This is a genomic window from Pectobacterium parmentieri, from assembly GCF_001742145.1.
Lineage (GTDB): Bacteria > Pseudomonadota > Gammaproteobacteria > Enterobacterales > Enterobacteriaceae > Pectobacterium > Pectobacterium parmentieri.
In genome coordinates, this window is the sequence record NZ_CP015749.1 from 37,708 (window position 1) to 50,832 (window position 13,125).

A 13,125-nucleotide genomic window follows, 5' to 3' on the forward strand; every position below is an offset into this window, starting at 1 on the left:
GCAGAGATAATGTCATGTTGCATATTACTGTCCTGGTTTATCTTTCAGCCAGTAATATGCCGCAGAGGTTTTTTTACACGTTCGTAATGAAAAGGAGTTAAGCGTTAATTAAAAAGCCATCACCAGGGAAATTATAAATACATTCATTCTCTTTTATGCTGTGAAATTGGCAGGCCTAATTACGGTTTTTCTGTACTGTCGAGGAGTTGGGCTTTTTCTGTTTTATTTCTTTTTAATGAGAATGAATAAAAATAAATCTTACCGTAAAATATAAAAACCCGGAGTTACGAAGATGCCTTTATTTATTGTCTGTATCGGTATTTTTTTCCTTCTGATATTTATCATGAAGTTAAAATTAAATACCTTTGTATCCTTACTCATTGTTGCTTTTGGTGTTGCGTTGGCACTCGGTATCCCTCTCAATGGCGTAGTGAAATCAATTGAGAAAGGACTGGGTGGGACACTCGGTCATATTGCATTGATCTTTGGTGTAGGGGCAATGCTGGGACGACTGATTGCAGATGCCGGTGGTGCGCATCGTATCGCGGTGACGCTGATTAACCGTTTTGGTGCACGCCGTATTGAGTGGGCAGTGGTTATTGCTTCATTTATTGTCGGGATTGCCTTATTTTTCGAAGTGGGACTGGTTTTATTGATTCCCATTTTATTTACCATGTCACGGCAATTGAATGTATCGATCCTTCATCTTGGGATCCCCATGATTTCCGCATTATTGGTGACTCATGGCTTTCTTCCTCCTCACCCAGGCCCAACGATGATCGCAGGCGAATATGGTGCTGATATAGGAACGGTATTGTTCTATGGCATTATTGTCGGTGCGCCGACGGTTGTTCTTTGTGGACCCTTATTTAATAAAGTAGCCAAAATCATCGTGCCGGAAGGATTTAATAAGGTTGGTAATATTGAATCACTAGGTATGCAGAAAACCTTTTTATTAGAGGAAACACCAGGATTCGGTATCAGCTTATTTACTGCCATGCTCCCGGTTATTCTGATGTCAATTGCAACGCTGGTATCCATGGTACAGCAGGCGCTTGGCGTGCCAGGTAACATGCTGATTGATATTATTAAACTGCTCGGTGATGCCTCGGTTGCGATGGTGATCTCTTTGTTATTTGCCATGTACTCCATGGGGCTGCAACGGAATATCGAGGTGAAAACGTTGATGGCATCCTGTAGCTCCGCCGCGGCTGCAATTGGGATGATGCTATTAATCATCGGCGGGGGTGGGGCATTCAAACAGGTGTTGATCGACGGTGGGGTCGGAACCTATGTCGCCGAGTTATTTGCTGGCACATCGGCATCGCCTATTCTTCTGGCCTGGTGCGTTGCGGCGATTCTACGAATTTCGTTGGGATCGGCGACCGTGGCGGCTATCTCCACAGCAGGGCTGGTGATTCCGACGTTAGCACAAAGTGACGCTAATTTGGCGTTAGTGACATTGGCAACAGGGGCGGGAAGCGCCATTGCTTCGCATGTTAACGATGCTGGCTTCTGGATGATTAAAGAGTATTTCGGCTTAACAATGAAAGAGACGTTTGCGACCTGGACTTTACTCTCTACGCTAGTTTCTATCTTTGGTCTTATCTTTATTCTTTTACTTAATATGATGCTCTGACGTTGTTGCGCTCTGGTATGTACGATAGCGTTACCAGAGCGCACGCTTCACTTCAGCCTTCGTAGCCGAGCCGTTGCGATAGGGCTTTTGAGGCATCTTTCAGCAACAAAATGTACTCGTTGATGTCGTTGTCTGATACGCGATTGGTCAACGTGGACATACTGATGGCGGCGATGATACGGCGAGCGTGGTTCCAGATAGGGACAGAAATACAGCGAACGCCTTGCTCATTTTCCTGATTATCCAGGGCATAGCCATGTTGACGCACAAACTCCAGCTCTTTCAGGAATGTTTCCCGATCGACAAGGGTATTCGGGGTTTGTCGAGTAAAATCATAACCCTGCAAGAGCGTATTGACCTCTTCTTCTGGAGTGAAGGCCATCAGTACTTTGCCTATTGCCGTCGCGTGAATCGGCAAACGGCGACCGATGCGGGAAAACGTAATGACCGCCAGTTTCCCTTCCACTTTATCGATGTACACGGCTTCTTTGCCATCAAGGATCGCCAAATGCGTGGTTTGGCCGGTTTGTGACGCCAGATCGAGCAGATAGCTACGGGCTTTGTCACGAATATCAATGGAGTTCACCACTAAATTGCCGCGCTCAACCAGTTTCATACCCAGTCGGTATTTACCGTTCTCTTTGTTTTGGTCGATATAGCCAGCAACCTGAAGCGTTTTCAACAGGGAATGCAGGGTACTTTTGTGTAACCCTATTTGCGTGCTGATATCAGTAATCTTGATCTCAACATTATACTCATCGAAGAGATCCAGAATACGTAACGCACGTTCCACCGATTGGATGATTGGCATAGGAAAACCAAATGGTTATGACGAATAAGGAGAGTGCCAGATGGTACTACGTCAGTCAGGGTAAATCAATTTTCCGCATCGGGTGGTTCGGGACTGATAACGACATTATCGCGTTCATTTACCTCAGAAGTTATTCCATACGCTGCATATTTCCGACAATAGAGTCAGGCTGTAACCTCATCAGCCTTTCCCAAATACGTTATGTCGCTAACACCCAGATAATTTGCGGTATGGCGGGAATAAAACGCGATACAGCACGCATTGCAGGATATCTTCTTTCCCGTGTTTGGGGCGGTTTCTGGTATCCTGCAGCCAAGAATATAAATAGCCGTCATATTTCAAGCAGCAGGTGCATTCTCTTTCCGCCTGCTTGCGACGCGAATTATTTAAGGCATAGCTTAACAACAGTAAGATGGATATCGCCGTGGATCCTACATTAACCGATGCTTTCCGCATGAGCGGGGATAAAGTAAAAGGACAAAGTCGCCTTGATCAGATCATGGATTATCTGAAAAGCCATAATCTGGTGACGGTAGAGGAACTGGTGTCTGTGATCGACGCTTCTCCGGCGACGATCCGTCGTGATTTAATCAAGCTGGATGAACAGGGCGTGATTAGCCGTAGTCATGGTGGCGTGACGTTGAATCGCTTTATTCCTTCTCAGCCGACTACGAACGAGAAACAGCATCGCAATCTTCAGGAAAAGCAGGCGATTGCGCGTTATGCCGCCACATTGGTTACGCCGGGTAGCGCGGTAGTGCTGGATGCGGGAACGACGATGCTGGAATTGGCGCGTAACTTAACGCATCTGCCGCTGCGCGTGATTACCGCCGATTTGCAAATTGCGTTATTTCTGTCTGAATTCAAGCAGATTGAAGTGACGATTATTGGCGGGCGTATTGATGACAGCAGCCAATCCTGTATCGGTGAGCATGGGCGTCGCCTGCTACGCAACATTTATCCCGATATTGCATTTATTAGCTGCAACTCGTGGAGTCTGGATAAAGGGGTGACCACACCGACGGAAGAAAAAGCCGGTGTGAAGCAAGATCTCGGTGCAAATGCCAGCCGTCGGGTGTTGCTGGCCGATAGCAGTAAATATGGGGCGTATTCCCTGTTCTGCGTGACGCCGCTGTCAGATCTGACCGATATCATCACCGACAGCGCGTTAGCGCCCGACGTACAGGCGCAACTGAAAGGTAAAACATTTAATCTTACGTTGGTTGGCGGCTGACAGGAGAGTTTGGTAATGAATACTGAGTTCAATGGGACTCGTCAGGTTCTGTCGGTTTTCGATTTTGACGGAACGTTGACCTACCACGATAGCTTTATTCCTTTTTTACGTTTTGCCTTTGGCAAGCGTGTTTTCGCCCGACGCATGATGCATCTGGTATTACCCTCTGCACGTTGTGTGCAGCGTAAATTGACACGCGACGAGCTAAAAGAATACCTCATCGCCACGTTTCTTTCTGGCATCGAGGCATCCTGGATACAGGAAAAAGCAGAAGCGTTTTGTCAACGTAAGTGGAATACGTTAATGCGTAAGTCTGGGGTGCTTGGCGTCGCTGCGGAATTGCATTCCGGGGCTGAAGTGACGCTCTGTTCAGCATCGCCTGAGATCGTGTTACGTCCTTTTGCCGAGCGGCTCGGGGTGAAACTGATTGGGACGCAACTTGAGGTAGAAAACGGAATACTGACTGGAAAGATTAACGGGCATAACTGTCGATGTAGTTATAAGGTGCAGCGTTTGGAAAGCGTGTATGGCCCGCTAAACCAGTACCATATACGTGCGTGGGGCGATACCCGTGGCGACTACGAGCTGTTGGCGTCTGCCCATGATGCGCACTGGCGTCATTTTCATCCACGCTGGCTGCGGCGCAAACCGCTTTCGGAACGGTTACTTCTATCGGGCGTGATTAAAGTTCATCCTTAAACATCAAGAAGCTCCCCGACCTACGTCGGGGAGACAGTATCAATCACACGTTGACGCCGTGTTGAGCGGCAAGGGCTGACAATCCGCCCGCAAAGCCTTGACCTACTGCTTTGAATTTCCACTCGGTGCCATTACGGTACAGTTCGCCAAAAATCATGGCGGTTTCGGTGGACGCATCCTCAGACAGATCGAAACGCGCAATTTCAGCGCTGGTGTCGTTGTTATAGACGCGCATGAAACTGTTGCTGACCATACCGAAGTTTTGTTTACGGCCTTCGGCATCATAAATCGTCACGGAAAACACCAGCTTTTTCACTTCAGCCGGCACCTTCGCCAGATGAATTTTTACTTGCTCATCATCGCCGTCACCTTCACCGGTGCGGTTGTCGCCTTGGTGCTCAACGGAGGCACAAGGGCTCAGTTTGTTATTGAAGAAAATAAAATTAGCGTCAGACAGGACCTTGCCATCTTCCCCCACCATAAATACTGATGCATCCAGATCGAATGCCTGCCCATCGGTGACGCGCGCATCCCATCCCAAGCCGACCATGGCAACATTCATGGTTGGTGCTTCTTTCGTTAGGGATACATTGCCGCCTTTTACCAGAGAAACTGCCATTTTATAGCTCCTGCTTTAGCGTGGATTACTGGGCAGTTCGAGACTGCCCAAAGGAAAAGACAAGGTGAGGTCTATCAGGATGCGTTGATACCGTATTGTGAGCAGACCGATGCCAAACCACCTGCATAGCCCTGACCGACGGCACGGAATTTCCACTCCGTATTATGACGATACAGTTCACCGAACAGCATGGCGGTTTCAGTGGAAGCATCTTCAGTCAGGTCGTAGCGTGCGATCTCGGCTTGGGTGTCATCGTTTACCAGGCGAATGAACGCGCCGGATACCTGACCAAAGCTCTGGTTACGGACCTGTGCATCATGGATAGTGACAACGAAAACGATTTTGTCGACCTCAGCCGGAATCAGATCCAGCTTAATTTTCAATGATTCGTCATCTCCATCACCCGCGCCTGTACGGTTATCGCCGGTGTGGGCCACTGAGCCATCAGCAGACTTCAAGTTATTGTAGAAAATGAAGTCGGTATCACCACGGACTTTGCCATTCGCATTGAGCAGGAATGCTGACGCATCCAGGTCAAAGTCCTGACCATCCGTCGCGCGTGCATCCCAGCCAAGACCGACTAAGACATTTTTCATCGTCGGTGCTGCTTTGCTCAGTGAGACATTACCGCCTTTAGAAAGAGAAACGCTCATTAAATTAACCTCTTAAGTTGATATTTCAGAATGTAGTGTTAGGAGCAGAAGATTAACTCTCCTTGTTCTCCTCAGCATCGGGTTTGGCCGGGAACATTATGCTGATGATAATGCCCAGCGCCAGTACGCCCAGAACAACAAGCAGGCTGGTGGTTGCCGAGATGCTGTAGCCGTGGTGCCATATGTGATCGGTTGCATTCAGGCCAAGCTTGGCAGCAATAAAGAACAGCAACACAATAACGGCTTTTTCCAGATGAACCAGATATTGTTTCAGTGCTTCCAGTACAAAGTAGAGTGTACGCAAGCCAAGGATGGCAAACATCATCGCACTGTAAACAATCAGCGGCTCACGGCTCACGGCAATAATAGCGGGAACTGAGTCAAAGGCGAACATCACGTCAGAAAGTTCGACTACCGCGACGCAGAGCATCAGTGGCGTGGCGTAGAAGGCGGCTTTGGTGCCACGACCAATCGTGACGTCTTTGTTTTCCGGCTTGGCCAGTTCTTCGTCTACTTCTTTCTGGTTTAACAGGAACGCGTGGCCCTTTAATTTTGGCCAAATAGGGAAGACGCGTTTCACTAAACGGTAAGCGAGGTGCTGCGAGTAATCTTCGATCTCTTCGTCATCGTCACCGCTTCTCAGCATCATGACGGCGGTCCAGGCAACAATCAACGCAAAGACGATTTCGACATACGGCCCCAGGCTGAGCAGCCCTGTACCGATCGCGACGAAAATACCACGGAACACGATGGCCCCGATGATCCCCCAGTAGAGTACGCGGTGACGGTAACGATCGGGAACGGCGAACCAGGAGAAAATCGCCATCATCACGAACAGGTTATCCACCGATAGCACTTTTTCCAGCGCATAACCGGTAATGAACAGGCTGGCGACCTCAGTACCGTGATGAATATAGAGGAAACCGGCAAAAGCCATTGCCACAATGACCCAGAACACAGACCACAGCGCTGCGCTTTTCAACGAAATCGGCTTGTCATGGCGGTGCATGAACAGGTCGATAAAAATGGCCCCGACGGCCAGTGCTATAAAAACAATGACGGTTTCTGTCGGGAAGCCGATATGAGTGGATACCATAGATAACCCTTAGAGGATATTGACATCAAAGGCCGAAGTCGGCTGGTTGAAACCCTAGCGCCGTTGCGATCTCTCGCACGGCGTGTTGTTCTGCTGCATCGAAATCACCGTCGCTTTTGGCAACGGCAATCCCCACTCGCAGAGCTAGCTGTGCGGCTTCAGGCTGATCTTTGAGCACCAGGATATATTTCATGGTTTCACCTTTTCCAACTTCTTCATCGAAATCGAAACTGGCAACCAGTTTGTTAAAGAATTCAATAACTTCAGCAGTATCAAATACTTTCAACTCTTCTGATGATTTGAGAAAACCGATCATCTTCTGTTTTTCTTCCGTACTCACGCCGCCGCTGGATACCGCGATGCGAACACAGACGGCGACAGTGCCTTGCAGAAACTTCTTGTTCTTGAAGCGTCCGACCTGTTTGGTCAACTCTTCTCGGCTGGCATTAAAAGCGCCTTTAACTTTATTAAGAAAGCTCATTCTGAAATCCTCGTAAAATGAAACTATTTTGAGCCCGCTTTCCAGCGGAACCCCCAGCCAAGTGCGTTATCCATCTCGCCGTGGTCACGGAAGAACTGATTGATACGCTCGACCTTGATGCTCCCACCTTCATTGACCAGACGTGCAACCGCACACATGCTGCGGCTATCTTGCCCTTCCGTCATTCGGGTTTCGATCGGGGGTTGATCGGGGATGTGCAGCGTGACCACGCCATCGGTTTTATTCCAGCTAGGCACACCTTCGTAAATAAAGGCGTAAATCAGCACCTGACGCAGGTTCTTCCATTCGCGACCATTGATATGCAGCCATTCGCCTTCTGAGACATCACCAGTACGGTCGTCACCTTTGAGCAGGACAAAGGGTTCGTCCTGATAATCGCCAAAGCGGTTGCCCAAGGCCTGAACCACGGTTTTGTGACCGTCTTGCATTTCGACAAACGCACCGAGGTCGAGATCGACGCCGTTACTGCCCCCAAACATCCCACGCAGGCCGGACGCTTTGGCCTCGCGATGCCAGTTTAGGTTGATGCGAATCTCACCGAAGTTGTCACGTTTTTCCAGACTAATAGCTGGTTTTTCTTTGGTGAGTGACACCTTGCTCAGATTGATGCGGCTTGTCGCTGGTGGTGCCGGTGGAGGCGTGGGTTCCGCGTGTGCGGCAGGTGCCGCCACGTCGACGCCGAAGTGCTCGGCCAGGGGCTGTAGGCCACCGTTGAATCCCTGCGCAATAAAGCGAAACTTCCAGTCATTGTTACGACGATAAAGTTCTCCCAGGATCAATGCCGCTTCCTGACGTCCAGCCAGTTCGACATTGCCGTTAACCAGAACCTCATTATCAGCCTCAACCTGAATGTTGAGCCGCTGTAGATTTGCAATGGTCTGGCTACCTTCACAAGCAACGGTAAAGGCGACCTTCTGTACTTCTGGCTTTAGCCGAGTGACGTCGATAGTGAAGATGGTGTTGTGCCCTTCATGTATCAGACTGATGCTGCCGTCATCATTGCGTGGCTGACCATAAAACACCATATCCGCGTCGCCCTGTACCTTGCCTGTTGCAAACAGACGGAAAGCACTGGCATCAACGGCGGCACCGGAGAGGATGCGAACTTGCAATGCTTTGTTAGGGACGGGCGCGTTGCCGCCTGGGGTCAGATTCATTAGCGCACCACCGTGGTAACGATATCGGCGTGCATATCACTAATGGTGCGACCACGGCAGGCCTGCCCATGAGCGGTGAAATCCCACTGGCCGTTATTGCGGCGCAGCGAAGCGATAACAATCCCGGTATGAGAACCTTGTTCGGTCAGTTGATAGCGAGCCTGTTCTTTATTGGCCTGATCAACGACGCGGCAGAAGGCATTTTCAACTTCATTAAACGTTTGGCCACGGAAGCTATTGACGGTAAATGCCAGAAATTCGACCTTTTGAGGGAGTCGGTTCAGGTCAACGCGGATCACTTCGTCATCGCCGTCTCCCTCGCCAGTCAGGTTGTCTCCGCTGTGTACCACCGAGCCACAGGATGATTTCAATTTACGAAACCACACGGTGTCGATCTCATTACCTGCTTTGTCGAGCAGGACGCATCCGGCATCAAGATCGATTGACGCATTACCGCCAAATAATCCCCCTAAAAGGCCTTTCTTTTTCACTGGGTCCCAGCCGAGCCCAAAGTGAAGATTACTGATAGCAGAAGACTGTTTGCTGAGAGAAATTGTCTGGTTTTTACTTAAAGAAACCATAGCCACATTCCTTATAAAGGTATTGAAAAGAACAACGCTTTTTACACCAAATCCCATTCTTTAAAAAATCATATCATGATGTAGTTTGTGAGCAAGTGACTTTTTGTCTTTTATTGTTTTAAATTTTACAAATATATGATTTTTATATTAAAGGTGTGTTTTTTGTTGTGATTTTACGTTTTTACTTAATATGCATAAGCTTTTTTGTCATGTTTTTTCTTTACCTAATGTAAATCATCATATGATTGACATATTGTGGTGGCGTCAATAGACTCAGTGCGCTTAACTCAATCAGGCAACACAGCACGGGAATGCATACCAATGACACAGAGAATTTGGCTAATGGAAGGCTTGTCTTCCCAGCGTGATATGATTTTGGCGATTAAATCTTTTGCTGAAATCCGCGGTGCGGACGTCACCATTTTTGCCTCTCATCGCAATGAGCGTAATGAAATCCTGTCGCTTGCCGATTGTGCATTCCTTGAGCCAAAGGACGAGACAGAGCGCCTCTCATTTATTCTTACTACCGTCAAGACGCAGGGGATCCATGCGATTCATGCTGGTCGGCATGGCCGCTGGTGCGAAAACTATCGGCATGAAATTGAATCGCTTGGTGTGAAACTCACTACCGGCACGGTCAATGTCGAGTCTCTCCTAATCGCTGATGACAAAGTCTCTTTTGCTCATGAAATGGAGAAATTAGGGCTAGCCGTCGTGCCTTCGATTCGCGTGTCCTCCGTTGATGAACTCCGACAGCAGATCGCCGCGGCACCTTTTTCTGGTGCGTCCCTGTGTGTTAAGCCCGTAACGGGCATTTATGGCATGGGTTTTTGGCGTTTTGATGATAGCGCCTCACCGATGGCGGTATTTACCCATCCAGAAAGACGTGTGGTTGCGCCAGAGCACTACCTACATGCACAGAGCGAAGCGGGAAACTTTGCGCCGCTGGTGCTGATGCCCTACCTGCCTGGGCCGGAATATTCTGTCGATATGCTGGTAGAAAAAGGAAAGGTACTGGCCGCAGTGGCACGGCGTAAGGCCGGTGCGCTGCAATATCTGGAAAACAGCGGCGAAGCTTACCAGCTTGCGATTGCCTGTGCGGAGTCGATGCAAGCGGATGGGTTAGTCAACGTGCAGACCCGCCACAATGATGATGGCATCCCTCAACTGCTTGAAATTAACATGCGTCCTTCCGGGGGGATTGGCTATACCCGTTTTAGCGGCGTAAACCTGCCTGGGCTGTTTGCCCTGCGCCAATTGGAACTGCTGAGTGCGCAACAGGTGATCGAACTGGCGGTAGAGGCCTTTGAGCCCGCGACAGTGCGTACCATCACCGATGTTGTCCGCTACCAGACCACGTTGTCTAACCGACTTCAGGAAGGGTAAGCCGCAATGTCACTGATTTCACAACAGCCTGTTTATACCCGCCACCTTTCCTGCGGCACACTGAGTGTGGCGCCAACTGGCGGCGTGGCGGCGCTGGATACCTTGTTTGATATTGCTGAACGTCGTAACCCTAAGCGTGCTTTCCTGTTTGTTAGCAAGGTACTCGGACGACACATTCCCGTATCTCCTGCAACGATGCGCGGTGTGTATCGCCAGCTTGCAGAACAACTCCCCGTCTCTATCGAGGGGCCGGTGCTGTTTATCGGCATGGCCGAAACGGCGGTAGGTTTAGGGGCAGGTGTTTTTGACGAAGTGAGGCAACGGGTCAGTGAGCCAGTTTATTTGACCTCCACCCGTCACCCGCAAGACGCTGAACTGCTCTGTGAGTTTAAGGAGGCGCATAGTCACGCCACCGATCACTTAATCTATCTCCCAGAGGATGAACAGTTGCGTCGTCGCGTGCGTGAAGCACGTACTCTGATACTGATTGATGATGAAGCGACGACGGGCAATACGTTTATTAATTTACTGGCCGCCCTGCGAGAAACCACATGGCTTACGCACTTACAGCAGGTGTTTGCTGTAACGCTAACCGACTGGAGCGGTAGTGCGCTCGCACAGCGTTGTCCTTTACCTCTTCAGTCCCTCTCTCTGGTTCAGGGCGACTGGCAATGGGTGCCCAAGCCCGATGCCCCCCTTCCAATCATGCCGACAGTGAATGTTACGGCGCGCGGTAACGTCGCTATCACGGGAAAACAGAGCTGGGGACGCTTGGGCATGGCCGAACCTGCGGGGGATTTAGGGCGTGATTTGCGTGTAGCGCCGAGTGAAAAAATATTGGTTCTGGGCAGTAGTGAGTTTGTTTGGGAACCTTTTTTACTGGCGGAGCATTTGCAAGCCCAGGGGGCTGACGTTAAGTTCAGCTCCACCACACGATCCCCTATCGCAACCGGGTTCGCGATCCAGTCGGCGATAACATTCAATGACAATTACGGGCTAGGCATTGCAAATTTTGTCTACAACGTTATGCATCAACGTTTCGATCGCATTTTGCTCTGCGTGGAGACGCCGCCAGAGAGTGTCGATCCTCAATTACTCGATGCGCTGGCGACGGTAGCGGCCAGCGTGGAGATTATCAGCTATGACTAAGCCCGTTATTTTTTCTGATCTTGACGATACGCTGTTTCAGACGCGACGTAAGATGGTGAATGAGCTTGCGCTTGAACCTTATCGAACGGGGGCGCTGGATCCCAGCCTGACGCCGCGCAGCTTTATGACCGAAGAACAGGCCATGCTGGTGGATTGGATGTTGGAATACGCTGAGCTGATCCCTGTGACGGCACGCGGTACTGAGGAAATTGCCCGTGTGACTATCCCTTTCCGTTCCTGGGCCGTTACCACGCATGGCGCTGTCATTCTTACCCCAGAAGGTGAACCTGAGCCTGTCTGGAAAGCGCAGATACTGACTGCTTTGGCTCCGTATGCCGAGCAGCTTCACACGATGCAACACGGTATCACCGCACTGATGGCTGATCGCAATATTAACGGCTGGGCGCGGATTAATTATGAATATGGCAAGACGCCGATTTATCTGGTGATGAAGCACCGCGACAGCACCAAAATCGAAGAGCTTTATACCATTGCCGATGAAATTGAGCAGCGCTATCCGACGCAGGGTTTTTATCTGCATCGCAATAGCAACAACGTGGCCTGGCTACCCGAACCAGTAGAAAAAGGGCGGGCAGTAACCTATTTACTCAACAAATTGCGTGCGGAACGAGGCACCTTTCCCGTGATTGGTTTAGGCGATAGTCTCAGCGATCATCGCTTTATGACACTCTGCACCTGGTACGGATTGCCTCGGCAAAGCCAGTTTGCCGAGGCAATCGCCCGCCGCATTTTTGGAGACGCCCAAGATGCATGACGACATCACGCCTTTTTCTGGTTCCTACTTGCCAAACGACATCCATTTTTTGCTTCAACCTGTCGAGATAGACGTGACGCCTGTGGAGGAAAAGGAGCGGCTGATTCAGTCGGGCGCTAAGCACTACTCAGATATGCTGAGTCAGGAGCCGGAGCCGACGGTCTGGCACCTCGAACTTTTCTCCCGCGCGCTTGAACAAGAGGGCGGGCGTTTGGCGCGCGAGGTGCAGATGCTTGCGCAAACGCTGGCACAGCGTTTTGCCGATACGCCAGTGGTATTGACCAGTTTGGTGCGTGCCGGTGTTCCTCTGGGCGTGATGTTGCATCGAGCCCTGCGTGCTATGGGGAAAACGTCTTACCATTATGGCATCAGCATTATCCGCGATCGGGGTATTGATAAAACCGCGCTGGAATGGATTGAAGCGCGTCACGGCAGCGAGGGCATTGTGTTTGTTGATGGCTGGACCGGTAAAGGCGCTATCACGGGCGAGTTGATCAAGTCCCTGAAGGGAAGAGAAGGGTATCCCGAACAGCCACGTCTGGTGGTACTGGCGGACCCCTGTGGCTGTGCCTGGTTGTCAGCGAGTCATGATGACTGGTTGATTCCGTTTGGGATCATGGGCGCTCCTGTATCGGGTCTGATATCCCGATCGTTGTGGGCGGCGCAAGGGCTACACGGCTGTATGATATGTGAGCACCTTAAGCGCTATGAGTGTAGCCAAATGCTGGCGGATACCGTTGAAGCGTTGCGTCGTACCTCCTCTTCCGTGCTCTCGGTATGCAGTGAATCAACACCTGAACGACAGCATTATCTTCAACAACAGA

The 13,125-nt window shown here is 50.1% G+C and carries 13 protein-coding genes and 1 pseudogene; 7 read left to right on the top strand and 7 right to left on the bottom strand.

Going from position 1 to position 13,125, the window contains the following annotated elements:
* The first annotated feature begins 292 nt into the window (after positions 1 to 292).
* Positions 293 to 1,639 carry a gluconate:H+ symporter gene (locus A8F97_RS00150; protein ID WP_014701354.1) on the top strand — a complete coding sequence of 449 codons (1,347 nt, stop codon included), beginning with the start codon at positions 293 to 295 and terminating at the stop codon, positions 1,637 to 1,639.
* Positions 1,640 to 1,691: 52 nt separating this feature from the next.
* Here A8F97_RS00150 and A8F97_RS00155 read toward each other — a convergent pair whose 3' ends face one another.
* Positions 1,692 to 2,450 (bottom strand): IclR family transcriptional regulator, encoded by a 759-nt coding sequence (locus tag A8F97_RS00155; protein WP_014701353.1) that lies wholly within the window; start codon positions 2,448 to 2,450, stop codon positions 1,692 to 1,694.
* Positions 2,451 to 2,862: 412 nt separating this feature from the next.
* Here A8F97_RS00155 and A8F97_RS00160 point away from each other — a divergent pair, with 412 nt between their 5' ends.
* On the top strand, positions 2,863 to 3,684 hold the full coding sequence (locus A8F97_RS00160) for a DeoR/GlpR family DNA-binding transcription regulator (RefSeq protein ID WP_025919387.1): 822 nt from the start codon (positions 2,863 to 2,865) through the stop codon (positions 3,682 to 3,684).
* 15 nt (positions 3,685 to 3,699) lie between these two features.
* Positions 3,700 to 4,383, top strand: coding sequence for an HAD-IB family hydrolase (locus A8F97_RS00165; protein WP_005975067.1), 684 nt, complete (start codon positions 3,700 to 3,702; stop codon positions 4,381 to 4,383).
* 43 nt (positions 4,384 to 4,426) lie between these two features.
* Here A8F97_RS00165 and A8F97_RS00170 read toward each other — a convergent pair whose 3' ends face one another.
* The 6 genes from A8F97_RS00170 to A8F97_RS00195 all read right to left on the bottom strand — a co-directional run bounded on the left by A8F97_RS00170 (position 4,427) and on the right by A8F97_RS00195 (position 8,991).
* Positions 4,427 to 5,002, bottom strand: a complete 576-nt coding sequence (locus A8F97_RS00170) for a TerD family protein (protein WP_014701349.1) — start codon at positions 5,000 to 5,002, stop codon at positions 4,427 to 4,429.
* Between the two features lie 74 nt (positions 5,003 to 5,076).
* Positions 5,077 to 5,655, bottom strand: coding sequence for a TerD family protein (locus A8F97_RS00175; RefSeq protein ID WP_014701348.1), 579 nt, complete (start codon positions 5,653 to 5,655; stop codon positions 5,077 to 5,079).
* 52 nt (positions 5,656 to 5,707) lie between these two features.
* Positions 5,708 to 6,751 carry a TerC/Alx family metal homeostasis membrane protein gene (locus A8F97_RS00180; RefSeq protein WP_014701347.1) on the bottom strand — a complete coding sequence of 348 codons (1,044 nt, stop codon included), beginning with the start codon at positions 6,749 to 6,751 and terminating at the stop codon, positions 5,708 to 5,710.
* Positions 6,752 to 6,776: 25 nt separating this feature from the next.
* Positions 6,777 to 7,232 (bottom strand): tellurite resistance TerB family protein, encoded by a 456-nt coding sequence (locus A8F97_RS00185; protein WP_025919385.1) that lies wholly within the window; start codon positions 7,230 to 7,232, stop codon positions 6,777 to 6,779.
* A 23-nt stretch (positions 7,233 to 7,255) separates the two neighbouring features.
* Complete coding sequence (locus A8F97_RS00190; protein WP_014701345.1) at positions 7,256 to 8,410, bottom strand: TerD family protein; 1,155 nt, start codon at positions 8,408 to 8,410, stop codon at positions 7,256 to 7,258.
* Positions 8,410 to 8,991, bottom strand: a complete 582-nt coding sequence (locus A8F97_RS00195) for a TerD family protein (protein ID WP_014701344.1) — start codon at positions 8,989 to 8,991, stop codon at positions 8,410 to 8,412. The genes A8F97_RS00190 and A8F97_RS00195 overlap by 1 nt, the downstream gene beginning before the upstream one ends.
* A gap of 321 nt (positions 8,992 to 9,312) precedes the next feature.
* Here A8F97_RS00195 and A8F97_RS00200 point away from each other — a divergent pair, with 321 nt between their 5' ends.
* From A8F97_RS00200 to A8F97_RS00215, 4 genes and pseudogenes are all read left to right on the top strand, one after another.
* Positions 9,313 to 10,377, top strand: a complete 1,065-nt coding sequence (locus A8F97_RS00200) for an ATP-grasp domain-containing protein (RefSeq protein WP_033072129.1) — start codon at positions 9,313 to 9,315, stop codon at positions 10,375 to 10,377.
* Positions 10,378 to 10,383: 6 nt separating this feature from the next.
* Positions 10,384 to 11,526, top strand: a complete 1,143-nt coding sequence (locus tag A8F97_RS00205) for a phosphoribosyltransferase domain-containing protein (RefSeq protein WP_033072128.1) — start codon at positions 10,384 to 10,386, stop codon at positions 11,524 to 11,526.
* Positions 11,519 to 12,301 carry an HAD family hydrolase gene (locus tag A8F97_RS00210; protein ID WP_033072127.1) on the top strand — a complete coding sequence of 261 codons (783 nt, stop codon included), beginning with the start codon at positions 11,519 to 11,521 and terminating at the stop codon, positions 12,299 to 12,301. Before A8F97_RS00205 ends, A8F97_RS00210 begins: the two co-directional genes overlap by 8 nt.
* Positions 12,294 to 13,041: pseudogene (locus A8F97_RS00215) on the top strand (cysteine protease StiP domain-containing protein); the annotation flags it as partial. The gene A8F97_RS00210 and the pseudogene A8F97_RS00215, both read left to right, overlap by 8 nt.
* Between the last annotated feature and the right edge of the window lie 84 nt (positions 13,042 to 13,125).